Source organism: Mesorhizobium bavaricum, from assembly GCF_056781655.1.
In genome coordinates this window covers 211,333-236,476 of the sequence record NZ_JBXAYV010000001.1, presented here as the reverse complement: position 1 = coordinate 236,476, position 25,144 = coordinate 211,333, and the positions used below count along the sequence as shown (strand labels likewise).

Sequence of the window (25,144 nt, the reverse complement as noted above, 5' to 3'; positions counted from 1 at the left end):
GTCGCCAGTGGATGGATCAAGACCTCGGAAATTCGCTCGCCGGGCGGCGTGCTGGCGCAGGAGGTTCTCAAGGTCTATGGCGATGACAGCCCCGTCACGCTGACCGGCGAAGCCGGTCTCGGTTTCGTCGAGGATCCGTTCGGCTTCCATATGGGCACCGTGCCTTCGCGCACGCCACGGCTGATGATGGAAGTCGGCTTCGGCGTCTCGCCGCCCTCGCGCCGGCGCTTCCATGGCGAGCCGGTTATTCGCTGATCTCGCAAAAGTCCTGAAACAGCCTTCCCCAGATCAGACGCCTGGTTCTTCCTTGGCTGGCTGGTGCCATGGCGTCGTCATGGGATCAGCTGGCACATGACTGGATTGGATCGATGTCATCTGACGCCGGTTGGGCCTCGACTGACCCAGATCAAGGCCACGCCCTTGTCGGCGTGGTTTGATCGCCAGTCCTTCACGGGAAAACGCATGGGCCGACCGACAGCCTGGTCGTCGCTCCCATCATCTTGACAATCCAGATCATAAAGCAGGCAAATGACGCTTCACCAGCCAGGAACCGACGTGAGAAACGCGCTTGAGGCGATGCGGGCAATAGATCACAGCGCAATCGATGCACGACATGCGGCTCGACTCCCCCATCATCTCACGAAGAGAACCGACGCGCTGGCGGCACGCTGATGGCCGGCTGTGACGACAGCTTCGACATTATTGTCGTGGGCGCCGGGCCGGTCGGACTTTCCTTCGCCGCATCGCTTGCCCATAGCCAGCTCAAACTGGCGGTTGTCGAAGGGCAGTCCCTGGAAAGACTGGCAAGTCCGGCCTTCGACGGTCGCGAGATCGCGCTCACCCACGCCTCGATTGGAATCCTTCGCGAGCTCGGCGCCTGGGATGTTATCTCCGCTTCGGACAAGTCACCGCTTCAAGGCGCACGCGTCCTCAACGGATCGAGCCCGTTTGCGTTGTGTTTCGATTCCCCCGGCGGATCCGCGGAACCACTGGGCGTTCTGGTCCCGAATTGCCAGATCCGCGATGCCCTGTTCAAGATCATCCGCTTGCGGGGCCATGCCCGGCTGCTGTGCGGCCACTCGGTCGTGCGTGCAACAAACAGCCGTCAAGGAGCAGTGATAACGCTCTCCAATGGCAGGCAGCTGAGCGCTCGGCTTCTCGTTGCAGCCGATTCGCGTTTTTCCGCCACCCGCAATCTGCTCGGCATTGGCGCCGATATCAATCGGCTTGGCAACTCGATGCTGATTTGCCGGGTGAGGCACGAGCGCCCCCACCACCAGATCGCGATCGAATGGTTCGATCACCATCAGACGGTGGCGATGTTGCCTCTCGCGCAAGGCGTGTCGTCGTTGCTTTTGACTTTGCCCTCAAACGAGGCCGACGGGCTGCTTGCCCTCGACGACGAGTTGTTCCTGAGAGAGTTGACAAAGCGCTGTCGAGGCCGCCTCGGCAATATGAACCTGGCAAGCCAACGCTATATCTATCCGTTGGCCACGACCTGGGCGCACAGGTTCCGGGCGCCGAGCGTCGCATTGATCGGCGACGCTGCCATTGGCATGCACCCGGTGACCGCGCATGGCTTCAACATCGGCCTCGGCGGCCAGAAGCAGCTCGCCCGCGGTATAGAGACCGCATGGCGCGACCGTCGCGACATTGCCGATCCCGACATGCTCCACAGATATGAAAGCCGACTGCGCCTGTCGGCGGCGCCGCTCTACCATGCTACGAATATCCTCGTCGGACTCTACTCAAGCGAGCATCCGGCGGCGCGGCTTGCAAGGCATGTGGGGCTGCGCCTCGGCCAACATCTTCCCTTTGTCCGTCATGGCATTGCGGCCATGCTGAGGCGGTAAACCCCAGTCACCATAGTGTCGGCATCAGCGTGCGGCGTCGTAGCAGGCGGGCGCGTGTGGTTCGGTGTGAGGCGTCGCGGCTGCGCGGGATCAGCTTGATGAAGACGGGGCTGCTGAACGACGCGAGCCTCTTCCATCGCGGATCGTCAGCGTGTCAATCGCCGTGTGTGCGGAATTCCCGACCGCCGCAAAGCGTTGTCGGCCGGCGCCACGCAGAAGTGGACCCAGCCAGCCCAATTCCGCCTTCGATGTGTTCAGCGCGTGGATGGTTGTCATCCAAACAATCAATTTTGCCAATCCTGCCGACCCTATTAGGAGCGTGACCGAAATCAAGTGCCTCGGCCCGCAGGACGCCCGACGAAAAAGCCTGAGCACCAACCACCTGGGCCCTAAGGAGCAACAGAATGCAACGACCCGAATGCAGTGGAAATTGCTGCCGGGACGTTCTTCCTCATCGGTGTCTATGTCGCGCGTCAAACGGACTCGTGTTTTGACATCGGGTCTCACGAACGCCCCCGCTTCTCGGAATGAAGCGTGCCCGGGTCCCGACCCTACCCATCTCACGGCATTTGCAGCGCCGGTGATTGCTGCCTTAGCTAGGTGCGAATTTGACCCACAAAATCGATCATGAACTGCTGAATCGAGAAATGGCCGCAGACGATCCATGGCGGCTCGATGGCAACCCGTTCGAGCGGGAGCGCCACACCCAAATTCTCCGGTTGTCACTTGCGCAAGGTCGAGTCGCAAATGCGCTCGAAGTCGGGTGCGCTGCCGGCGCTTTTACGGAGCGGCTAGCCCCCATTTGCCAGCGGCTCACCGTTATCGATGTCGTCGAGCCAGCGATTACGCGAGCACGTTTACGCATGAAGGAGACGCCGCACATCAGCTGGATAATTTCCGATGTTCAACAGTTTTCGAGTGATGAGCTGTTCGACCTGATCGTCGTTGCGGAGGTTCTTTACTACGTCGGAGACCTCGTTCAGATCCGCGCGGCAGTCCGCAACCTGGTAGGTCTGCTTGCGCCAGGCGGGCAGCTGGTTTTCGGATCGGCACGTGACGCCAATTGCCAACGCTGGGGGCACGCTGCTGGTGCAGAGACCACCATCGCCATGCTGAACGAATCGTTGACCGAGATCGAGTGCATCGAGTGCCGGGGCGCGTCGATCAATGAAGACTGCCTGCTGGCTCTCTTCCGAAAGCCGATTTCCGCTTCCTGATAAAACACTGGGAGACACTGTGCGCTTCTGCGGTGTCAAGCTGACCCAATATGCGGACGTATAGTGCGCCCAATTGCAACATGTAGCTGGATCCGGTTGATGGTAACAACTGCTGACTACATCCGGCTTCTTCATGCGGCTCGATGTTCTGCGCCGCGAGCCTCGAGGGGTTTTCGCCCGCTTCCACCTCAACGGCCCCAGACGTCGGCCGAAGCCTTTCCGGTCCAGACATCAGGTTCGGAAGCGGCGGGGTGACCGTTCCCCACCTCTGCCATTTTGCGTAACGGCTTTACCCAATAAATGACCCATAGATACCCAAATGAAGCGAAGTCCTTATTCTGCATGGCTCCTTATGCGGGACGGGCTCTACGGCTGCCGCCACCGAACCTCAAAGGTGTTTCGGCCCAGGTGGTTGACGATCCCTAGCCGGGAAAGCGGCACTCCTCGTTGGGGGCCGTCGGTCCCGTGTCCCGCCTTCGGCGGCGCTATGCTGACACTCCTACGGCTGCCCTTTTAACCGATCTCGGCGTTGCAGTCAGTCCCGCGTCCCGGCCCTTCGGCCGGCGCAAGTGCTGACGCTCCTTAGGCTGCCTTTTCTGTGTGCGGCGATCTTTGATGGGGCGCGGGATAAGAGTTTGGGGCCAGCCCCTTCGCGCACTTCAGTCGGCCAAAACCTTAAAGCGCCACCCTCCTTCCGCTCCAGGTGCTTTCGCCGACAGTCCGGTTGACAGGCGACACTCGAGAGCATTGACCAGACGATTCCTGTTGGCGAGCGCGACCATCGCGCCATTGGCATGCCGCCGTGCCGCAACTTGTCGAGCCAGAGGCTTCGCGGAACCTGTTTGCCGACGGCGATCCAGAGCCGCGCGATCGTGCGTCAACGGTCGCCGCGTTTGCTGACGCCTATCGGCCCCATCCTCCACTTGATCGCTGCTTCGCGACGAGGCACAGCCACGCCGCTGGCGGCCGCTCTTGAGGCAGGTTGTGTCACCGCCAGCTGCCATCGGTGCGTCGCCGCTATCGGGGCCAATCGAGCACCACCAGAAGGTTCAGATCAGGGCCTTTGAAAGGCATGGTTTTAACATCCATAGCGTGGATGCTCGCGATCTAAACAATCAATTTTACCAATCCGGGAGGGTCGTTCATAGACCCATGACATGCACCGCCATTGCTCTACCGCGTGAGGTGCACAAAAGAACCCGAAAAAGAGGAAGTCTTCGCATGCGCCCTGACGTGCAGTGGAGGTTATGCTGGGAAAACGAGTTGCAGCTTCCCGATCACCTCGAACTCTCTGAGTTCTTCCGGAAGACCTATGAGCCGACCGGAGCCTTCAATGGAAAGCAATTCGAAGGCGGTCGAAGTTGGGCCGGTGCAAGGCCGGAGCTCCGCGCAATCGGCTATGATGTGCACGGGGTAGCGGCTCACATGGGCGTGCTGCGCCGATACATCAAAGTTGGCGACGTTGATCTGCTGGTTGCTGAACTCGGTCTATACGGGGTGCGTCCGGATCTTGAGGGGCTGGGAATCGCCCATTCGATTAGCGTCATGTATCCAGTGCTGCAGCAGCTTGGCGTTCCATTCGCTTTCGGCACGGTTCGGCAGGCGCTCCGGAACCATGTTGGGAGGTTCTGCCGCAAAGGCTTGGCGAACATTCTGACGGGCGTTCGCGTGCGTTCAACCCTCCCGGACGTGTACCCCGATCTGCCTTCCACGACGCGAGTCGACGACGACGTACTCCTCATGGTGCTCCCAATTGGACGCTCGATGAGCGAGTGGCCGGCCGGCACTTTGATCGATCGGAACGGTCCAGAGCTATGACCGCGGATCTGGTATCCGCTCGCTTCCTCAAATTCACAGAAAAATCTGACATCTCATGACCCTGTTTGCCACAGCCAGTACTGTTGCCATCTGCTCTTATGCGCTGCTGTCGACCGTCTACAAAACCGCGCAGGTGTTTTATACCCTGCCTACAAACGTACCGCCGACCTCGGGCGACCCGCCCGGCGGTGAGCCTTGGCCGAGCGTCGATGTCATTATCCCGTGCTACAACGAGGCGCCTCGCACCCTCTCGGACTGCCTGGCTTCCATTGCAAGTCAGGAATACGCCGGTAAACTGCAGGTCTATGTTGTTGATGACGGTTCTGCAAACCGCGATGCCCTCGTAGGTGTACACGAGGAATACGCGGGCGACCCGAGGTTCAACTTCGTTGCGCTCCCAAAGAATGTCGGAAAGCGCAAGGCGCAGATTGCCGCCATTCGCCGCTCGTGCGGAGATTTGGTGCTCAATGTAGATTCGGACACGATACTCGCGCCGGACGTCATCACAAGGCTTGCGCTAAAGATGCAAGATCAAGCGGTCGGCGCCGCCATGGGCCAGTTGGCGGCTAGCAATCGCAGTGAAACTTGGCTGACGCGGTTGATCGACATGGAATACTGGCTCGCCTGCAACGAAGAGCGGGCAGCGCAGGCTCGGTTCGGTGCCGTCATGTGTTGCTGCGGTCCGTGTGCCATGTACCGGCGATCCGCGCTTGTTTCGCTGCTGGATCAGTACGAGACGCAGCGCTTTCGAGGGAAGCCGAGCGACTTCGGCGAGGACCGCCACCTTACGATCCTGATGCTGAAAGCAGGCTTTCGAACAGAGTATGTCCCGGAGGCCGTCGCGGCAACAGTCGTTCCCAACAGCATGGGTCCCTATCTGCGCCAACAGCTTCGCTGGGCCCGGAGCACTTTCCGTGACACGTTGCTGGCGTTCCAACTGCTGCGCGGCCTTAATATTTATCTCACATTGGACGTGATTGGCCAGAATATTGGCCCATTATTGCTCTCTTTGTCGATTCTGGCGGGGCTCGCGCAATTGGTAACGACAGGTACTGTGCCTTGGACGGCATGCCTGATGATTGCAGCCATGACTATAGTTCGCTGCAGCGTGGCAGCGTTTCGTGCGCGCCAACTTCGATTTCTCGGATTCTCGCTCCACACACTCATCAACATCTTTCTCTTGCTCCCGTTGAAAGCATACGCGCTGTGCACATTGAGCAACAGCGATTGGTTGTCGCGCAGCTCTGCGGCCAATGTGACAGACACTGGCGGCACCAGTTCAAAGCCGAACCTGGTGGGATCTGACGCCGCTTACAGCGAACAGCAATAGTCACGTGATCTCAGGTGGAAGAGTTTTGAGCCAGGACCAGAAACATCAAGTGTTGAAGCGTAAGTTGGGCCCAGAGGATTTGCGGCGATTCGAGACTCCTGCGATCGAACGGGAGTCTCACGGGCAGACAAGCGCGAAAAGCTCCGTGCCTGACCCTCTGTCGACCGTGGCAGTCGATTTTGCCGGCGTAACCAAGTCGTATGGGAACAAGATCGTTGTCGACGAACTGTCGTTCTCCGTTGCGTCGGGAGAGTGTTTCGGCCTCCTCGGACCAAACGGGGCGGGCAAAAGCACGATCGCGCGTATGCTCCTCGGCATGACATGCCCTGACGCGGGCACGATCACGGTGCTCGGCGTCCCGGTGCCGGCGCGCGCTCGGCTGGCACGCAGGGGCATTGGCGTGGTCCCGCAATTCGACAATCTTGACCAGGAATTCACCGTACGCGAGAACCTGCTGGTGTTCGGACGCTACTTCGGCATGAGCACACGTCAGAGCGAAGCGGTCATCCCGTCGCTTCTCGAGTTCGCTCGCCTCGAGCGCAAGGCGGATGCGCGCGTCTCGGAACTGTCCGGCGGCATGAAGCGATGCCTGACAATGGCGCGGGCGTTGATCAACGACCCCCAGCTCATTGTGATGGACGAGCCGACCACCGGCCTCGATCCGCACGCGCGCCACCTGATCTGGGAGCGGCTGCGCGCCCTGTTGGCACGCGGCAAGACGATTATCCTAACGACGCATTTCATGGAAGAGGCTGAGCGATTATGCGATCGGCTGTGCGTGCTCGAAAAGGGCCGCAACATCGCCGAAGGCGGCCCGCAGGCGCTGATCGACGAGCATATCGGATGCCAGGTCATGGAGATTTATGGCGGCGATCCGCGCGAGTTGCTTTCGCTGGTCAAGCCACATTCCCAGCGCATCGAGGTCAGCGGCGAAACCCTTTATTGCTATGCGCCAGACCCTGACCAGGTGCGCACGCAACTGCAGGGGCGAGCAGGTCTGCGTCTTCTTCTGCGTCCAGCCAATCTCGAGGATGTTTTCTTGCGGCTGACCGGGCGCGAGATGGAGGAGTGAACGATGATTGAAGGTTTTGCGGCGGCGCTGCCGGCCAATGCGTGGAACTGGGTTGCGGTATGGCGACGCAACTATCTGGCATGGAAGAAAGTCGCACTCGTGTCGCTTCTCGGTAACCTCGCCGATCCTATGATCTACCTTTTCGGCCTAGGCACCGGCCTCGGCATAATGGTCGGCCGCGTCGACGGTGCGTCGTATATCGCCTTTTTGGCGGCCGGCATGGTCGCGGTAAGTGCGATGACCGCCTCTACCCTGGAAACATTGTACGCGGCTTTCGCTCGCATGCATTCTCAACGCACATGGGAAGCCATGCTGTATACGCACGTTACCCTCGGCGACATCGTTCTGGGTGAACTGGCGTGGGCAGCGACCAAGGCCTTCATGGCCGGTACGGCTATTACCATCGTCACCGCAACCTTGGGCTATGCCGCCTGGCCGTCCGTCCTCTATGCGCTGCCAATCATTGCTCTGACAGGGTGCGTATTTGCGAGCCTCGCGATGATCGTCACCGCACTTTCGCCCAGCTACGATTACTTCGTGTTTTACCAGACGCTTGTCCTCACACCTATGCTGTTCCTGTCGGGCGCCGTTTTCCCATTGAACCAGCTGCCTGGCGCCTTTCAGCAGATAGCGCGATGCATGCCGCTGTCACATGCGATCGACCTCATTCGTCCGGTTATGCTTGATCGCCCGATCAGCGGCATCGCCCTGCACGTCGGTGTGCTCGGCCTGTACGCGCTGTTGCCATTCTTCCTCTCGATGGCGCTGTTGCGCCGCCGACTAATGCGCTGACGAAAGAGAGTGAGATAAACAATGCGCTACGGACTTCGTGCTGCAAATAAAAACGACATCGCTAACGCAAATCGGCATCCAACCCAGGGTCTTCGTGGCATCCACTCAATCTCTCAACGTTATGGAACGCCCGGGACCTCGATCACAGGATCTCATGTTGATCCAGGCGTAAGAGAATTTCTTTGAGGTTGGTGATGTCTGGCTGGCGTTCGCGGCGGCGAACGACAACGCAGCCTGTGTTTTTGATCAAACGGCCTTGAGACGAGCCAATTCAGTCTTCCTGTACGATAAACGGAGAGCGAGATGCTGTGTCTAGGATTGAGCGGCGGATTAGACAAAGTCTATGAAAACCGATTCCAGATTGCGAATACATTCATGCACGATGGCGCTGCGGTGCTCGTCCGAGACGGACACGTCATCGCGGCCGTAGAAGAGGAGCGCCTCAATCGGATCAAACACTCCAACAAGCTCCCAATCAGTTCGGTTCAATACTGTCTTTCAGCCGCTGGGGTTCAGCTCAGCGAAATCGATCATGTGGCGTACTACGCTACCGAAGCCTATTGCAACGCCATGCTCGAAAACATGCTTGCTTCCGAGCCCGACGCCTCCATTCCGTTGGATGCCAAATTTTTGGTGCAGCAGCTGTTGGCGCAGGAGTTCGGTAGCGAGCTCGACCCTTCGCGTATCTCATTCGTAAGTCATCATCAGGCGCACGCCGTGAGTGCTTTTGCAATGTCGGGCTTCGAGCAAAGTCTGATTTTCGCGATTGATGGCTCTGGTGATTTCCAGTCGGGTCTTGTGGCGGTAGGATCTGGTGCTGAAATTTCGCAACTCGCGACTTTCCCAGAGAACAATTCCCTTGGGCTATTTTATCTCGAGGTGATCCGGTATCTCGGCTACGGCTTGTTCGATGAATATAAGGTAATGGGGCTTGCCCCCTACGGCGATCCCGTTCCCTATCGCGAGCTTTTCGAGCAGTTCTATGAACTGTCTGCAAACGGCGAGTATCGCGTCCACCTGGACCGCATCGGTCCGACTTTGCTTCGCACCATTCAGGTCCGGCAAAAGGGAATGCCATTCACGCAGCAGCACAAAGATGTGAGTGCGTCGTTACAGGAAGCACTCGAACGCATCGTGTTTCACATTCTTCGGCATCATCGTGAGGCCACCGGGCTGACGCGGTTGTGCCTGGCCGGCGGCGTTGCGCACAATTGCTCCATGAACGGCAAGCTGCTCTATTCAGGACTTTTCGAAGACATCTTCGTGCAGCCCGCATCGCATGACGCTGGCTGCGCATTAGGCGCTGCACTCATCGTGTCTGGTGAGCTGGGCCGCCCCGCGCCGCGTGCGCGATTGCAGGAGGTTTATTGGGGGCCGGATCTCGCGAGCGATCATGCTGTCGAAGAAGAACTCAAGGCATGGGCGGGGCACCTGGAGTTTGAACGCACTGAGGCGGTGGCGGATAGGGCAGCCGAGTGGATGGCCGGTGGCGCCGTGATCGGCTGGGTGCAAGGTCGTTCGGAGTTCGGGCCGCGCGCTCTCGGAAATCGCAGCATTCTTGCCGACCCCAGGCCCGCCACAAACAAGGACCGGATCAACGCTATGGTCAAGAAGCGGGAAGGGTATCGCCCGTTCGCCCCATCAGTGCTGGAGGAGGATGCGCGCGAATTTTTCGACCTCCCAGGCAGTGCGTGCGAATTTCCCTTCATGAATTTCGTGGTTCGTGTGCGCGACTCCAAGCGTGGTTTGCTCGGCGCCATCACGCACGTCGACGGTACGGCTCGGCTGCAAACAGTATCGCGCAAGGCCAGTCCGGCCTACTGGGACGTCATCAATGCCTTCAAGCAGCGCACTGGCATCCCAATTCTGCTCAACACGTCCTTTAACAACAATGCCGAGCCGATCGTGGATTCAGTTGCAGACTCGATTGCCACGTTCCTGACGACAGAGTTGGATGGACTTGTGGTCGGGCCGTTCCTCGTCAAAAAACGGGCCGCAACGCTGGAGGATTGGACTGCGCTCGCGGTTTCATTGCCGCCTTATGTATCCCTGTATAAGGTCCGCGCCCACACGGCGCTGGATCGCCAGGAGACCGTCTGCGAAATCCGAACGGATCACTCCAGCCGTGACGGTGTGCGTATTTCACATGACTTGTTCGATCTGCTGACGCGGATCGAAGGCGAAGCCGTGCTCGCGGATCTCCTCGATACAATTACGCTTGATCAGGCCCAGCGCGAGGCTCTCACAGGAGAACTGCGACGACTGTGGGAGCAGCGCCGCGTTCGCATGCGTCCCTCGCAAGCTGCTCGCGTCCATCAAAACTGATGCCAATCGCTGGACGACAGATAGCAGTTGCCGAAACACCGGTCTGTCCAAGCATCTTCATATGACTGTGCCCAATCCATCGGCTGAGGCAAGGATCCTGACGATTGCATCTGCTCGCGAGCAAGTCATGTTCAACCCATCTAACCGGCAGTCGAGGATCAGTAATGGATTTGCTTGCCGGTGGCCCAAAACAGCACCAATTTGTCGTTTCTCGACGGCGGAGCCGGTTCGGTGACTGCCTATGGTCTCCGGCATCAGCCTGGTGTTCCGCATAGCGGACGGGACGTGCGAGCGGGCTGCGCCGCTCGCGGGATAAGGCGGCCGCCTTACGGCGCGCCAAGCCGGCATATTCGTCGTTGAGATGCTTTTTGGCCAAATGCGTTGGTGGGGCGACGATCATGTCTTAGCGCGGCTTGACCCTTCGCCCTCCAATTATGACGCCATTGCGGATTTCGCCGGAGCTTTCTTCAGGACTCGAGATCTGTTGGTCAAGGCCACCCGCGCGGTTAGCGTTGGCGATGCCCGACATCTGCTTTCGGGCATCGCCTGATCGGGATGCGAGTCGAGGAAGGGGAGCTCACCCAGCCCACGGCCGAATGCCCGTCGCGCACCTGCGCGATCGCAAGCCCGTGGTGCTGTGCCATTCCATGCGAAGCGTGAGAGTCCTTTTCAGCCCGCGCAGAACCAGGAAGGCCGACATGGTCGGGAGCGCCGCGCCGGTGATGTAGCGCAAGGCCGTTTCGTACAGCGTGTGGAGGGGTTCCGCGTCGCCGAGGATTGCGCCGCCAAGGCTGCGGCCTCATTCGCCGCGACACTTTCAATCGTCGGTCGAGTTCAGGAAGGCGCGTGGTTGAACGGCATTGGGAAAACCAGCCGGATCGTAGCCGTGATGGATTGCGCGGGTAGCGAAGCCGAATTTGGCATCGTTCGCAGATGTGGCACTTTCCGGTCTTGGATTGCGGTCTCGGGCATCGGCTTCAGACGTGCTCTTGGCTTTCGGAAGGAGTGGCTGCAAACTGGTTGATATGGAATGTCCAGTTGGCAGGAAAAGAAATGGTCCAGTCTCCAGGTCCCGGTGCTTCAACCCGCTCGCATGGCATGGGCGCGCGCCAGATCTACGAAGCGCTTCGCGAGCAGATCCTCAGAGGCGTTTACGGCACCGGCAGCCAGCTGCCGTCCTCCCGTGGTCTCGCCGAGGAACTTGGAGTCTCGCGAACGACCGTCACCGTCGCCTACGAGCAGCTGGCCGCGGAAGGTTTCATCGACATCCGTCAAGGCGCGCGCCCTCGTGTCGCATCCTCAGTGCTGGGACATGAGCTGACCGCCAATCCCCCAAAACGGTTCGGCCCGGTTCACTTGTCAAGCTATGGCGAACGGCTGCGTGGTACTCCGCGCTGGCCGGATTACCTGCCGAACACGCTGAAGGTTGATTTCCGCTATGGCGTCCTGGCGCCCTCAGATTTCCCCGCATCGGTTTGGAAGCGCGCGATGAACGCGGCGATGGCGCAGCGGCCGGCACGGCTCGCCTATGACGATCCGTGCGGTTCGAGCCGGCTCCGCCAAGCGCTTCAGGGCTATCTCTGGCGCGCCCGTACTGTGCGCTGCGACCCCGAGCAGATCGTCATCGTCAATGGTTCGCAGCAGGGCCTCGATCTCTGCGCGCGCCTGCTGCTCGACCCCGGGGACAGCTTCGTCATCGAGGACCCCTGCTACAGGATGGCGCGCCAGGTCTTTGCCAGTACAGGTGCCACGCCCGTTCCCGTCGAGGTTGACGATCACGGCATGCAAACGGAGCAACTGGCGGGGGTCGCGGCCCGGCTGGCCTATGTGACGCCCTCGCATCAGTTTCCGCTCGGCGGCGTCATGCCGATCCCGCGGCGGCATCAGCTTCTGGAATGGGCGCGGGAGCAGGGCGCCTATGTCATCGAGGACGACTACGACAGCGAATATCGCTACGATATCAGCCCCGTTCCCCCGCTGCATAGCCTCGAGGATCATGGGGCCGTCATCTACCTCGGCACCATCTCCAAGACGCTCTCGCCGATGCTGCGGATCGGTTATCTCGTCGTCCCGGCGGAATTCCTGCAGGTTTTCGAAACCGCCAAGCAGCTTGCCGACCGGCATTCTCCGATGGCGGGGCAGGAGTCATTGGCCTCTCTGATCGAGAGCGGTGGCTATGAAAGCCATGTGCGCCGCGTGCGCCGCATCAACGGCGAGCGCCGGGAGGCATTGCTGACCGCCCTGAAGCGGAGTTTTCAAGGTCGGATCGCCGTCCAGGGGGCAGAGGCTGGACTGCACGTCGTCATATGGTTCAACGACCTGCCGCGATCGCGTGAAACGGCGTTGGTCGAAGCTGCCCAATACGCGGGTCTGGGTCTGCACCCGATTTCGCCGCTTTATTATCGGCAGTCGGGAGCAGGCGAAGCCGACCGCGTCGGGCTTGTCATGGGCTATTCCGCCCTGAGCATCCGGCAGATCGAAAAAGGCGTCGAGATGCTGCGCGACGTCGTCGCTCGACTCTGAGACGCTGACGGTTACGCACGCGGGTTAGAACGCATTCGCGGCCGCTCATCATAAACAGTTCATCGTTGAAATAGTCGCGCGGCCGGGCGACGGCCGCGCTCATGGCCGGCTGACTAAGGTTGATGCTGCTGCCGCCGTGAGGTTGCGCGCGATCCAAGCCTTTGTCTCATCTATCCGCAACGTGGATGCTTGTCATCGAAACAATCGATTTTGCCGATTGTACAGAACGTCCCATAGGAAGAATTCAAGGATGCAGCCCTAAGGAGATTGTCGATGCATGCGTTGGCTCCGAGGAGCATTTTCTGGTGTGTCCCTCCTGGTCTGCGCCGAACATCAAGCGAGCCGATCCCCTTTTCGACCAGGTACATCGGTGATCGGCGCAAGCTGCATCGCGTCGGCTCTTCGCGACAAGCTCCCCCCGATAGCGTAGGCCCCTACCTCAAGGATCGGGGTTATGCCGATTGCGAATGGCCGACCGGTACAACAATTGACCGCAAGGGTTCGCAGCTATGAGGCGTCTCGATGACAGATGGGAGGTGCAGAGTGAATGCGCTGACGGCACCGGGCGTCGAAGCGTTTATCTGACGTTTGACGACGGTCCCAATCCATGTTTCACACCACAGATACTCGATGTGCTGGCGCAAAATCGGGTGCCAGCGACATTCTTCGTCATTGGTGCTTACGCTGCAGAGCACCCGGATCTCATCCAGCGAATGATCGCAGAAGGGCATGAGGTAGGCAACCACACGATGTCTCATCCGGACCTGTCCAAATGCGGCTTGGGCGAAGTGCAACGTGAGGTATCTGAGGCGAACCAGGCCATCATGCTGGCATGCCCGCAGGCCTCGATCCGCTACATTCGCGCGCCATACGGCGCCTGGAGCGAAGAAGTGTTCACTGCCTCAGAGATCGCGGGGCTGGCGGCCCTTCATTGGTCGATCGACCCAAGAGACTGGTCGCGCCCCGGCACCGACGCGATCGTCGATGCAGTGCTCGCCTCGGTACGCCCCGGCGCAATCGTGCTCTTGCACGACGGATGCCCTCCCGACGAGTCGACACGGAGCACTCAAGCCAGTCTGCGCAACCAGACCGTTATGGCGCTGTCCAATCTGATTCCTGCATTAGATGCCAGGGGATATGAAATTCGCTCGCTTCCAGAACATCACTGAAATGCGAGATCCCACGGACCTGCTTTCCCAGCCAGTACCTGTGTGGTCTCGCTTATGAAGGCTTACAGGCCGTTTTGCGCCCTGCGAACAAGCACTTCGTCGACATCGGACAAACTGGTCGGCTCCGACCCGTTGGCTAAGGGTAGTGTTGTCACCTGCTACAGTGAAAACCCGCGCAGGCTCTCGGCATGCCTAGCATCGCCGGTAGGTTCACTTTTCGACGATTGTTTGAATGTGGTTCACTTTGCGTTGGATCGATTTCATTGGGCTTGCCGCAGGCTCACATAGCGCGACCAAGCGGGATCGCTGGCTGCGTCCAAAAGGTTTGCCAAGCAATTTGCATACCGTGACCGGCACCGGGGGATTCCGGTGCTCCGATGCGGCGCGTGATGCCAACTTTCCCCAACTGGACCGCCTCAAAAGCTTCTGACTGGCTGTTTCCAATATGCCAGCTTGCCAGTATCTGACCTGATAACGCAAGGAGTTTCGCGATGTACATCCCTCCCGCTTTCCGCGACGACGACAAGGAATGCCTGCGCGCGACCATTCGCGCGGCGCTGCTGGCGAACTTCGTTACCGTCACGGTGGAAGGGCCGCTCGCAACGCCACTGCCCCTCTTCCTTGACGAGAGCGAGGGCGAGCACGGCGTGATCTACGGGCACCTGGCGAAGGCCAATCCCCAGTGCCGTGTTCCGCCGCTGGGCGACGGCTTGGCCATCTTCATGGGGCCGGACGCTTACGTGACGCCGGCATGGTATGCGACCAAGCGGGAAACCGGGAAGGTCGTCCCGACCTGGAATTACGTCGCCGTCCACGCCTATGGCCCGGTCGAGTTCTTCGAGGATGCGGGAAGACTGCTGGACGTCGTGAATCGGCTGACCGACCACCACGAGGGCGAGCGCGCCTCGCCTTGGGCCGTGTCGGACGCGCCGCCGGATTTTGTACAGGCGCAACTCCGGGGGATCGTCGGCCTGCGCATGCCAATCACAAGGCTGGAGGGCAAGGGCAAAATGAGCCAGAACCGGAACGCGGCCGACCGCGCTGGCGTGGCGGCGGGCCTTGCGGCGAGCGAGCGGGCATCTGACCGCGACGTCGCCGCTCTCATCCCAAAATAATCATGAACTTCGTCGGGATCGACCATCATGCCAGAACTGACCCCTCTCGCCCTGTACCTCGCCGCGGCCTCCGTGCTCGCCATCACCCCCGGTCCGGGCATCTTCTACGTTGCCGCGCGCACTCTCGCCGGTGGTCGTCGGGAAGGTATCGCTTCCAGCTTCGGCACGGGGTTGGGGGGCATGATCCACGTCCTCGCCGCAAGCTTAGGTATTTCCGCGATCGTGCTCGAGAGCTCGGAACTGTTCTCCGCATTAAAGCTGTTCGGCGCGGTCTACCTTGTCTGGCTCGGCTTTCGCACCTTTCAAGCCGCCCGCCTCAAGGGAGCGACTGGCGGCGATGACGGCGCCGCAGTGGGTCCAGTCGGACCCCGGCGGGCGTTTCGTGAGGGGGTACTGGTCGAGGCGCTCAACCCGAAGACGGCAGTCTTTTTCCTCGCCTTCATTCCGCAGTTCGTGAATCCGAGCGCAGGGCTCGTGGCTCTGCAATTCGTGGTGCTTGGCTCCGTGTCCATTGCGCTCAACACGCTCGCCGACATCGTGGTTGCCGTCGTGGCCAGCGGCATTCAAGACGGCGCGGCAGCGCGTCCCGGGTTGATCCGCCGCCTGAGGGAGGCGTCAGGTGGCGCGATGATCGCGCTGGGCGTCGGCCTCGCTCTGGCGAAACACCCTGCTGCTTGACTTTGAATCTGATCGATTGGGCATCTTTCAGGGTTGGCGGGTACCTTGCGGAAGCAGTTGGATGGCTGCGAGTCAGTTCGGTCATTGCACCTATTCAAGCCATGTCTCAGGAGGCGCGGCACCGCCGTTTGGGTGAACGTCGGCTCATAAATGAGAGAAAAACATAGCGTGAGAGAAACGTGAGTACGACTGCCTCGCCTCGCTCATGCCCATCATATCGGCCCTCGCTAATCAACGCACGGTAGAAGCCAGTCAGCCGAGAATGACGCCCGTTTCATGGAAGGAAAGCCAAGCCATGCGCCAAGCATCGCCCCGCTTTGCACTCGATTATATGGCGACGCCCGGACTTGACGTCAGGGCACTTTTCGCTTTTGCCCGCGACCAGGGCCTAACCGATGTCCAGATCCGCGGCCAACCGGGCAGCAATGCTATGGCACGCGGCGAGCCGGCGGCGGACGTCCGGTCTGCGGCCGCCGACACAGGCGTTGGGATTATTTCCGTCAATGCCCTCCAGCGCTTCAATGAGTGGACGCCCGCCCGGAGGGCCGAGGCGAGCAAGCTCGCCGATTATGCAGCGGCCTGCGGAGCCACGGCGCTCATGCTGGTGCCGGTCAACGGCGGCTCCTGGCCCGCCAATGTCGAGCGCCGGGGCGATCTCCGCGTCGCCTTGAAGGCGCTCAAGCCGATCCTCCAGTCGCGCGGTCTGATCGGTCTCATCGAGCCGCTGGGCTTCCGGACCTGCTCGCTTCGATCGAAGAACGAAGCGGCTAAGGCCATTGCCGCCATTGATGGCCAATCCGTCTTCCGCCTCGTGCACGACACGTTCCACCACACGCTTGCCGGGGAGGCGTTCTTCTCCTCCGAGCTGACCGGTCTCGTCCACATTTCAAGCGTGAACGATCCGATCCACTGGATTTACCCGGATCGCGTCCTAGTCGGTTCCGACAATGGCAGCCAGATCCGGGCGCTGCTTGATGGCGGCTATGGGGGGCCCTTCTCATTTGCACCGTTTGTCGACGCAGCCCACCCGCTGGACGACCTCGCAGGCGCACTTGCCGCGAGCATCGCTCTCTTCCGACACGGGCTATTGACGCGAGTGCCGGCGTGAGACGCGGGAGTAAATTAGGGCTGCTTAGGGCGCCTTTTGGCGTCCCCCGGAGAAGTCATTCGAGACGCCTCCTGTAGCAATATCTCTCGCAGCCAGATGCTTGCCGGATCACTGTTGTGAAGGGCGGGCCATTGAACGGCCTCGGTGAATGCGGGAAGCGGCAGCGGAAGTTCGATGATCCGCAGGGGGAAGGTTTTTTTGAAATGCTGAACCAGCCGGAAGGGCATGGTCGCTATACGAGCTGTGCCTGAGACCATCGGCGGGATCATGCTAAAGGCCTGCACAACGATCTCGACACGTCTCTTGAGACCATGCTCAAGAAAAAACTGTTCCTCGATGGAGGGCTTCAGCGTCCGCCCGAACTTGACCGCAACGTGCCTCATCGACATGTATCTCTCGAATGTAAGCTGCCGTGGTAGCTGCTTGTTCGTGGAGCAGCCCACGCACACGAGCGTGTCGTCGAACAGCGCCGCTCTTGGATGGGCACTTGACATGAACAATTCTGGAAAAATCAGAAAATCGACGTCACCGCGCCGGAGAAGCTCATCGGGGTCGTCGTCGATAGGCAACAATTCGAAGCTGACGGCGGGTGCTTCGCTTGCAACCCGCTCCACGACCTTTTCAAAAAACACGAGTGTGGCGAAATCGGAAAGAATGATCCTGAAACGGCGATCGGATTGAGCCGGATTAAACGGATCCCAAGAGATAATCGAGCACTGGATTTGCAAGAGTGCGCTGCGAACTGCGGGGGCGAGTGTTTCCGCACGCGGGGTTAGAACACGTTCGCGGCCGCTCGTCGTAAACAGTTCATCGTTGAAATAGTCGCGCAGCCGGGCGACGGCCGCGCTCATGGCCGGCTGACTAAGGTTGATGCTGCTTGCCGCCGCCGTGAGGGTCCGCTCGGTCAGCAGTGCGTCGAGCACGACGAGAAGATTCAGATCAAGGCCTTTGAAGCGCATGGCTTTCACTTATCCATAGCGTGGATGCTCGCGATCTAAACAATCGATTTTACCAAACTTCCAGGGCGCTGCATAGATGACCGCACTTGGCATGCGCCCGACCACGCCACTGCTTCTGCAGCGTGTGCTGGGAAATGACTTGCAAGTAGCCGGTCATGTCGAACTCTCCGCCTTCTTCCAAAAGGCCCATGGGCGACAGGGGCTTTCAGGCGGTAGTAGCTGGGCCGGTGCAGGGCCGAAGGTTCGCGCAATCGGCTCTGATGTGCACGGCGTAGCAGCTCACTAGGACCTGCTGCGCCATTTCTTCACGGTTGGCGAGGTTGATTTCTTGGTAGGCAAACTCGGATCGTACAGGATGCACCCCGATCTTGAGAGACTCGGAATGAGCCATTCTATCCGCGTCATGCGTCCGGTGCTGCAGCAGCGTGGCATTCCATTCGCTTTTGGCATGGTTCGGCACCCGCTGCGAAACCATCTTGAGAGGTTCTGCAGAGACGGCCAGACGACCATAGTGCCGGGCGTTCGCATCGCCACACATGATCGCGACCGCCAATGCGCTCGAGGTTTGCGATCAGGCACTGGGATTTTGTCCGCTCGGTTGCAGCCAATCGGCCCTCCATACCACGCCGCGATCCGCGTGATTTTCGATCCTTTGCACCGCGCTCGCCGTGCCCAGAAACGGCAAGTAGCAACTGCAACAGATAGGCTGGAGTCTGATGCTTGATCACATAAGAGCCGGAGCGAAGGGACACGGCTCGTGCCCAGCAGGGACAAACAACCGAGACCTAAGCTTTGATTTCGCCAAAGGCATACTCATTACTTTGGTGATAATTGGGCACTTGTTACAGTATTTAATCTACCAGGGCACCGACGCTTTCTGGCTGTCGCCGTATTTCAAGTCGATCTACATGTTTCATATGCCTCTATTTATGGCGATAAGCGGATACCTTTCTTCTGGGGCAATTTTGCGAAAATCGTTCACCCAGGGTGTCGGTGAGCGGGCAATGCAGCTACTACTGCCAATGCTATTTTGGTGTACGTTGATTTGGACGTTAAAGTCCGCAGTTATTTTTCCCACGAAGAGTTTGACTGATACTCTGTTAGATTTGTCGACGGAAGTTATTGGAACTTACTGGTTCATATGGGCCGCATTTATTTCGTTCGTTCTGATTAGAGTTCTTACAACGTCCAACCGTCTATCGATGTGGATCATAAGCGCATCTGCAATTGCGGTCGCATTCGCACCCATCACGTTATCAATAACCCCGTTGTTAAAATACATTTACCCATTTTATTGTTTAGGGTTCCTGTTTGCCCAGCCGATCGGATGGCAGAATGGCGTCATCTGGCGTTACAAATCGATTTTTGTTGTCTTATTTTCGATGGCGGCTTTCATATGCTTCCTCGGGTGGGGCAAGGAGACTTATGCCTACAACAATCTCGTTTTAATTCATGATGAACAGTCAGCTAAACAAGTTTTTCTGATGTTCTCTGGATCTTTGGCGGCTTCTGCGGTAGCAATGCAGTCTATGTTCCAATGCTGGAGACTTGTCTATTCGACTAGAGTAGCTCGCTTTGTCGCGGTGCAGCTTGGTCAGAGCACGCTGCTGCTTTACCTGGTCCAGGGTGCCGTGTTTCGTCTCATGGATTTGATACAGTTTGGAGAAGTCTGGAATCTCGCGACCAGAATCGCCTTCGCAACTGTGCTTGGAGTGGCGATTGTCGTCATAGCGATGGCAATTCGCAGTATTGCGCGCAACCTCGGATATGTGTCGCGGATCGTTGTCGGAGCGCCGCCACGCCCAAGTCTGCTCAAATCTCAATCTGTAATCAATTAGCCACGTGAAAAATTCGCATCTGTAATCGACATGTTTCATAGCTCCGGACCTATCCGATCGACTGTTGTACCGGTCGGCCATTCGCTCATCGGCCGCGCTATCCCCATAACTACGACGAGCACGTCCTCCACGCGCGCGGGCGGCAGGTCGGGACACAACACCTCTGAGTGGGACCGTAAACGAGCGCCCATAATGGTCACGATGACAAACAACCACGTTACGGACAGATGAGGCATGCGTTTCAAAGGCCTTGATCTGAACCTTCTCGTCGTGCTCGACGCACTGCTAACCGCGCGCAACCTCACGGCCGCGGCAAGCAGCATCAACCTTAGTCAGCCGGCCATGAGCGCGGCCGTCGCCCGGCTGCGCAACTATTTCAACGATGAACTGTTTACGATGAGCGGCCGCGAACGCGTTCTAACCCCGCGTGCGGAAACACTCGCCCCCGCAGTTCGTGGCGCACTCTTGCACATCCAATGCTCGATTATTTCTTGGGATCCGTTTAATCCGGCTCAATCCGATCGCCGCTTCAGGATCATTCTTTCCGATTTCGCCACACTCGTGTTTTTTGAAAAGGTCGTGGAGCGGGTTGCACGCGAAGCACCCGCCGTCAGCTTCGAATTGCGGCCGCTCGACAACGACCCCGATGAGCTTCTCCGGCGCGGTGACGTCGATTTTGTGATTCTTCCGGAATTTTTCATGTCGAGCGCCCATCCAAGAGCGGCGCTGTTCGACGAGACATTCGTGTGCGTGGGCTGCCCCACGAACAAGCAGTTGCCACGGCAGCTTACATTCGAGAGATACGTGTCGATGAAACACATTGCGTTCAGGGTCGGCGGTGCCCAGATGCCATCCATCGAGGAACAGTTTTTGCTTGAGCATGGTCTCAAGAGACGTGTTGAGATCGTCGTACAGGCCTTTAGCATGATCCCGCCGATGGTCTCAGGCACAGCTCGTATAGCGACCATGCCCTTCCGGCTGGTTCAGCATTTCAAAAAAACCTTCCCCTTGCGGATCATCGAACTTCCGCGGCCACTACCCACGTTCACCGAGGCCGTCCAATGGCCCACCCTCCACAACAGTGATCCGGCAAGCATCTGGATGCGGCAGATAATGTTGCAGGAGGCATCCCGCATGTGACGTCGCGGGCACTCCTGGTCTCAGTCTAGATTTACTCAGCGCCTCATACGGGTGCGAACCGGCGTGCAAAATTGGGTCTGACGCACATTCGATGATTTTGCATGACGGCGTGCCACGTGTTTCCCCACGCTGGCAGCCGGCAACACCAAAAACATGAAGTGGAAGAAGTACTTTTACCGCAAGCTATGCGAGGCTGAAGGTTTTCGCCATGCGCCGCACCGAATTGCGGGGATCCTGAGCGTGAGATAACTCGTCTCGTCATCCTGCCGACTTCCGGTAAGCCGCCGGGCAGGCGGCGCTTGAGATTCCGCCGCTGGAAATCCGCCTCGCGGGTCTGTCCACGTTCATTCGCGGCTGGATCACAGTTGGTAAATACAACTACGACATCGCCGAACGATCCTCTATTTCGGGCCGAATCGGAAGCTGCGGGGCATGTTCGGCCCCGAGCCTCATGTAAGAGATCAGGCGCGCGATCCGCCCGATGCTCGCCGCAAGACAAAGCCGCATAGACCGCACGTTCTAACGGTTAGCGGCGGCCTTTGTGGCCACGTAGCGTGTTCTCGCCTGTTGGAGGATCTTTCAAAATTCAGGTGGTTATAACCACACTGCAGCGACATTGTCGCCATGCCAGAGCGGTCGACGGCGAGGCGGTCCGGTTCGGTCCGGCACTCTTAGCTTCTCTCGTCGGCACCATCATTCGAAACGCCCCCGCCGGTCGAAATCGACCGGACAACAGCGTCCGATCACCCGGAGACGAGGCCTGCAACCGCCAAAAATCGTGCGTAGGATCGCACCGCGCGGCTGATGATTGCATCTTTCCCGCGCTGCACTGATGGCCTGTCTGTCAGGTGGTCTGAGGTTCGCGCTTCGGGCCGAGGAAGAACACTGTAAGGGCGCCGAGGAACGAGGCAACGGCGCTGTAGGCAAGGGCACTGGCGACGCCGGCATTGTCCATCAGTAGTCCGCCGAAAATCGCGCCCGCTGCGATGGCCACCTGGAACGTTGCGGCCATCAGCCCACCGGCGCTTTCGGCCTGCTCGGGAGCAGCGTGCAGCACCATCCATGTCTGCAGTCCCACCGGCACCGCGCCGAAGGCAAAGCCCCATACGGTAACCGCAATCGCCGTGGCCCAAGCCGATGCTCCCAGCGTCAGCAACGAGACAGTGGCCATCGCTATGAGCAGGGGCGGCAGCGCCGCGGCTGCCTTGAGGCTGTGCTCGGCCAGGAATCCGCCGGCCAAATTGCCGAAGAAGCCGCCGATGCCAAAGACGAGCAACACGAGCGAGACCGTCTCGATATCAAGCGCGGGAAACTTCTCAAGGAAGGCGCGGATATAGGTGAAGCCGGCGAAGTGCCCGGAAGCGACCAGCAGGACGACCAACATAGCGACTTTGATCATCGGATTCTTGGCCACATCCAGCAGGCTGCGGAAGCTGGCCACTCCAATCGGAGGCAGCCTCGGAATGGTTATGAGTTGCACTACCAGCGTAACGGCGCCGACGACCGCAGCGATCATGAAGGCGGTTCGCCATCCCCAGATATCGCCGACATAGGCGCCGATTGGAGCCGCGCAAACGGTAGCGCAGGTAACGCCGGTGAGGATGATCGACATGGCGCGCCGCAGGAGGTGACTTGGAACGAGCCGCATCGCCAGCGCTGCCGAAATCGACCAGAACCCTCCGAGTGCTATGCCGAGCACGACGCGGGCGGCTAGGAGAACCGGCAGCGACCCCGCGACGGCCGATAGAACGTTCGACAGGATCAGCAGCAGCGTCATCGCCCATATGACGATCCTGCGGTCCAGGGGCCTTGTGATGACGGCCATCGTCGGCGCCGAGATCGCCCCCACAATGGCGGTCGTTGTCAGCGCCTGTCCAACTGCACCCTCGGTGATAGAGAGATCATGCGCGAGCGGCGTCAGCACGCTGGCAGGCAGAAACTCTGCCGTCACAAGCCCGAAGGTGCCTAAGGCAAGCGAAATGACTGCACCCCATGCGGGACCAGACCGTTGATCTGGCTGTTCTGGGTCATGCAGAACTCCGTCCATGAAGCCCGTAGCGGATTCGGTCATCAACAGGGTCTCCAGTTTGGATGTGCTGCAAACTCGGGTGGCTGCGTTGACCCGCATTAACGCCAGAAGCGCCATTCCCTGCGGCATTGCACGGACGAGGGGATGTTCATCGCTTCGCGATATTTTGTGACGGTGCGGCGCGCAAATCGATGGCCCTTTCCTTGGGCCGGACGACGATGTCGTCGTCGGAAAGCATTGCGATTCGTCGGCGATTGTCGCCTTGGTCTCCTGGGGCGCTTGTATGGAACTTCGCGTTTTTGCCATGGTTCTGTTCATAGCTTTCTACGTGCTTTGGTGGGCTCTAACGGATAACAGCAAGCGCTATGCCATTTCACTTGGGGGCACCGAATCGGACTATCTTTTGCCGAAGCCCTGTCGGCTTGAGCAGGGCGCGGTGCCTTGACCGAGACCGCGCGCGCCGCACAATCGCTTGGTCATCCGGACCGAGCAAAGGTGCTGTACTGTCGGAGTAGTCAGAACTACCGCACCGGCTAGGGAAGACGAAAACCGTTCCCCGACGGGCCTAGCCGATGCATTGCCGCACGCCGGCGGGCACTGCATCGACCGCGTAAGGCTTTGTCTCTAGCGTGTAATTGCGTGCGCAGGCTGGCAACTTGCGAAGACGCGGCCGTCGCGCCTCTACCATCGCGCTGTTGCTGTTCCCCCTGTCGAGGAAGGTCTTTGACACCCTTGAGCTCTTCATCACGGCGCGCCGGTCTCCACGCGGAGAGGATCGAGTCCGGCTGGGCTGCTCCCTCGTGCGCGCCTATCCGAAAACATTGTTGTGTCCCGAAGGCGGACAAGAATGTCGCAAGCGCGACCAAAAGATCGCCACGGCCCGCAGGGGCAATTGCGACCCGTGGCCTTCTTCGGAAATCGGTGGAGCAATACCCTTTCCTCGTCGACTTCGGATGCGGGCTCAGCTGTGCCCGCCGCGCCGCTACGAACAACGCTAACCATGGCGCATGGCGGCTGGGCTTGGCCGAGGAGGTCGACCCGGTCCGCTGGCGCCTGGATGATGAGCTGGAAGCCACGCTGCGCCGCACCGGCGAACGCGGCGACATCATCAAGACCATGCACCGCGAGCTGACTGGCAAGGGGCTCGCTCGCAGTGCCGCCGATTACCTTGTCCACGATCGACGTGAAGAGCCCTCCCCACCGGTCGTCGGCCGCCTCGTCGCGCGCGGGCTCGCCGACGAAATCAACGATCGGCATTACCTCATCGTCGACGGCGTTGACGGCAAAAGCCATTGGATAGACATCGGCAAAGGCGAGTTGACGGAACCGACGCCCGACGGCTGCATCGTGCGTGTCACGTCGAGGGATACCAAGCCCAGGCAAGTCGACCGTACAATCGCCGACATCGCTACCGCACACGGCGGCCGTTACAGCGTCGATATGCACCTCAAGCATGATGCGTTCGCCACCGAAAGCTTTGCCGAGACGCATATCCGCCGGCTGGAGGCGATCCGGCGCTCCACCGGCGGCGTGGAGCGCGAGCCGAATGGCATCTGGATCATCGCGCCGGATCATCTTGATCGTGTCGCGGAATACGAGCGCCTGCGGGCCAGGGTCGAGCCTGTGATAGTCGAGAAGCTCTCATCAATGCCGCTGGAACGCCAAGTCAGCTTCGAAGGCGCCACCTGGCTCGACCGGAACCTGGTTGCCGAGAGACCGGAGCCGTTGCGCAACTCAGGCTTCGGGCATGAGGTGCGGGAGGCGCATGCCCGTCGGCGGCAGGCTGATCGCGCAAGGCCTCGCGCACGAAGAACAGGACCGGGTCGTCTATCGTGCCAACATGATTTCGATCCTGCGCCAGCGCGATCTGAACCGTGTCGCCGGCCAGCTGTCGGATCAGCTCGGTCTCTCGTATGCCGAAGCGCAGCCTGGAGAACGAATAGAAGGCACGCTGCGCCGATCGGTCGAGCTTGCCAGCGGCAAATATGCCGTGATCGAGAAGTCGCGCGAGTTCACGCTCGTGCCGTGGAGGCCGGTGCTTGATCGGTACATCGGAAAGGAGGTTTCCGGTGTGGCGCGTGGGGAGGCTATCTCATGGACCCTCGGACGGCAGAGGAGCGGACATAGCGTTTCGTAGTGGCGCGCACATCGCCGCCCGGCGGCAACGGAGACATTCGC

The 25,144-nt window shown here is 59.6% G+C and carries 18 protein-coding genes and 6 pseudogenes; 18 read left to right on the top strand and 6 right to left on the bottom strand.

The genetic code is table 11. The annotated features are described in order from the left end of the window. Window positions 1-54: 54 nt before the first annotated feature. From AC1RZR_RS33855 to pdxR, 9 genes and pseudogenes are all read left to right on the top strand, one after another. Window positions 55-255, top strand: a pseudogene (locus AC1RZR_RS33855) (hypothetical protein); the annotation flags it as partial. A gap of 416 nt (window positions 256-671) precedes the next feature. Beyond that, window positions 672-1,853: a 5-demethoxyubiquinol-8 5-hydroxylase UbiM gene (ubiM, locus tag AC1RZR_RS33850; protein ID WP_481829488.1), complete on the top strand. Its 1,182-nt coding sequence runs from the start codon at window positions 672-674 to the stop codon at window positions 1,851-1,853. A 647-nt stretch (window positions 1,854-2,500) separates the two neighbouring features. Then, window positions 2,501-3,070: a nodulation methyltransferase NodS gene (nodS, locus tag AC1RZR_RS33845; protein ID WP_069091159.1), complete on the top strand. Its 570-nt coding sequence runs from the start codon at window positions 2,501-2,503 to the stop codon at window positions 3,068-3,070. A 1,221-nt stretch (window positions 3,071-4,291) separates the two neighbouring features. Further along, the gene (locus AC1RZR_RS33840) at window positions 4,292-4,888 is read left to right on the top strand and encodes a NodA family N-acyltransferase (protein WP_481829487.1); all 597 of its coding nucleotides are present in this window, start codon (window positions 4,292-4,294) and stop codon (window positions 4,886-4,888) included. Between the two features lie 55 nt (window positions 4,889-4,943). Beyond that, entirely contained in the window at window positions 4,944-6,218 is a 1,275-nt protein-coding gene (gene nodC / locus AC1RZR_RS33835; protein ID WP_481829486.1) for a chitooligosaccharide synthase NodC, read from the top strand. Window positions 6,219-6,267: 49 nt separating this feature from the next. Further along, window positions 6,268-7,290, top strand: a complete 1,023-nt coding sequence (gene nodI, locus AC1RZR_RS33830; protein WP_481829623.1) for a nodulation factor ABC transporter ATP-binding protein NodI — start codon at window positions 6,268-6,270, stop codon at window positions 7,288-7,290. Between the two features lie 3 nt (window positions 7,291-7,293). After that, entirely contained in the window at window positions 7,294-8,082 is a 789-nt protein-coding gene (locus tag AC1RZR_RS33825) for an ABC transporter permease (RefSeq protein ID WP_010913823.1), read from the top strand. 303 nt (window positions 8,083-8,385) lie between these two features. Continuing rightward, window positions 8,386-10,407, top strand: a complete 2,022-nt coding sequence (locus AC1RZR_RS33820; protein ID WP_481829485.1) for a carbamoyltransferase family protein — start codon at window positions 8,386-8,388, stop codon at window positions 10,405-10,407. Between the two features lie 1,053 nt (window positions 10,408-11,460). Beyond that, the gene (gene pdxR, locus AC1RZR_RS33815; RefSeq protein WP_481829622.1) at window positions 11,461-12,930 is read left to right on the top strand and encodes a MocR-like pyridoxine biosynthesis transcription factor PdxR; all 1,470 of its coding nucleotides are present in this window, start codon (window positions 11,461-11,463) and stop codon (window positions 12,928-12,930) included. Window positions 12,931-12,952: 22 nt separating this feature from the next. Here pdxR and AC1RZR_RS33810 read toward each other — a convergent pair. Then, window positions 12,953-13,057, bottom strand: a pseudogene (locus AC1RZR_RS33810) (LysR family transcriptional regulator); the annotation flags it as partial. Window positions 13,058-13,439: 382 nt separating this feature from the next. On the opposite strand from AC1RZR_RS33810, the gene nodB reads away from it, so the two are divergent. Next, complete coding sequence (nodB, locus tag AC1RZR_RS33805; RefSeq protein WP_136617894.1) at window positions 13,440-14,099, top strand: chitooligosaccharide deacetylase NodB; 660 nt, start codon at window positions 13,440-13,442, stop codon at window positions 14,097-14,099. 280 nt (window positions 14,100-14,379) lie between these two features. Here the strand turns inward: nodB and AC1RZR_RS33800 are convergent, their stop codons facing one another. Beyond that, the gene (locus AC1RZR_RS33800; RefSeq protein WP_481829484.1) at window positions 14,380-14,598 is read right to left on the bottom strand and encodes a hypothetical protein; all 219 of its coding nucleotides are present in this window, start codon (window positions 14,596-14,598) and stop codon (window positions 14,380-14,382) included. On the opposite strand from AC1RZR_RS33800, the gene AC1RZR_RS33795 reads away from it, so the two are divergent. The 3 genes from AC1RZR_RS33795 (at window position 14,591) to AC1RZR_RS33785 (ending at window position 17,000) form a co-directional block, all read left to right on the top strand. Then, a complete protein-coding gene (locus AC1RZR_RS33795; protein WP_481829483.1) occupies window positions 14,591-15,214 on the top strand; it encodes an FMN-binding negative transcriptional regulator in 624 nt (207 codons plus the stop codon). The genes AC1RZR_RS33800 and AC1RZR_RS33795 overlap by 8 nt on opposite strands. A gap of 27 nt (window positions 15,215-15,241) precedes the next feature. Next, entirely contained in the window at window positions 15,242-15,892 is a 651-nt protein-coding gene (locus tag AC1RZR_RS33790) for a LysE family translocator (RefSeq protein WP_136617895.1), read from the top strand. A 262-nt stretch (window positions 15,893-16,154) separates the two neighbouring features. Beyond that, window positions 16,155-17,000: a TIM barrel protein gene (locus tag AC1RZR_RS33785; protein WP_481829621.1), complete on the top strand. Its 846-nt coding sequence runs from the start codon at window positions 16,155-16,157 to the stop codon at window positions 16,998-17,000. Window positions 17,001-17,014: 14 nt separating this feature from the next. On the opposite strand, the gene AC1RZR_RS33780 is transcribed toward AC1RZR_RS33785, so the two are convergent. Beyond that, the gene (locus AC1RZR_RS33780; RefSeq protein WP_481829482.1) at window positions 17,015-17,959 is read right to left on the bottom strand and encodes a LysR family transcriptional regulator; all 945 of its coding nucleotides are present in this window, start codon (window positions 17,957-17,959) and stop codon (window positions 17,015-17,017) included. A 76-nt stretch (window positions 17,960-18,035) separates the two neighbouring features. Between AC1RZR_RS33780 and AC1RZR_RS33775 the strand changes: the two are divergent. Next, window positions 18,036-18,683: pseudogene (locus AC1RZR_RS33775) on the top strand (GNAT family protein). Then, window positions 18,676-19,797 carry a nodulation factor fucose acetyltransferase NolL gene (gene nolL / locus AC1RZR_RS33770; RefSeq protein ID WP_481829481.1) on the top strand — a complete coding sequence of 374 codons (1,122 nt, stop codon included), beginning with the start codon at window positions 18,676-18,678 and terminating at the stop codon, window positions 19,795-19,797. Before AC1RZR_RS33775 ends, nolL begins: the two are co-directional and overlap by 8 nt. A 35-nt stretch (window positions 19,798-19,832) precedes the next feature. Here nolL and AC1RZR_RS33765 read toward each other — a convergent pair whose 3' ends face one another. Then, window positions 19,833-19,988, bottom strand: coding sequence for a GNAT family protein (locus AC1RZR_RS33765; RefSeq protein WP_272481108.1), 156 nt, complete (start codon window positions 19,986-19,988; stop codon window positions 19,833-19,835). Between the two features lie 43 nt (window positions 19,989-20,031). Here AC1RZR_RS33765 and AC1RZR_RS33760 point away from each other — a divergent pair, with 43 nt between their 5' ends. Beyond that, entirely contained in the window at window positions 20,032-20,937 is a 906-nt protein-coding gene (locus AC1RZR_RS33760) for a LysR family transcriptional regulator (RefSeq protein WP_010913836.1), read from the top strand. A 111-nt stretch (window positions 20,938-21,048) separates the two neighbouring features. Next, window positions 21,049-21,164 (top strand): annotated as a pseudogene (locus AC1RZR_RS33755) (nitrogen fixation protein NifQ); the annotation flags it as partial. A 617-nt stretch (window positions 21,165-21,781) separates the two neighbouring features. On the opposite strand, the gene AC1RZR_RS33750 reads toward AC1RZR_RS33755, so the two are convergent. Together AC1RZR_RS33750 and AC1RZR_RS33745 are read right to left on the bottom strand one after the other, a co-directional pair. Continuing rightward, the gene (locus AC1RZR_RS33750; RefSeq protein WP_481829620.1) at window positions 21,782-23,008 is read right to left on the bottom strand and encodes an MFS transporter; all 1,227 of its coding nucleotides are present in this window, start codon (window positions 23,006-23,008) and stop codon (window positions 21,782-21,784) included. A 56-nt stretch (window positions 23,009-23,064) separates the two neighbouring features. Continuing rightward, window positions 23,065-23,204, bottom strand: a pseudogene (locus AC1RZR_RS33745) (RNA polymerase factor sigma-54); the annotation flags it as partial. Between the two features lie 401 nt (window positions 23,205-23,605). Here AC1RZR_RS33745 and AC1RZR_RS33740 point away from each other — a divergent pair. Continuing rightward, window positions 23,606-25,103, top strand: a pseudogene (locus AC1RZR_RS33740) (DUF3363 domain-containing protein). Window positions 25,104-25,144 lie beyond the last annotated feature (41 nt).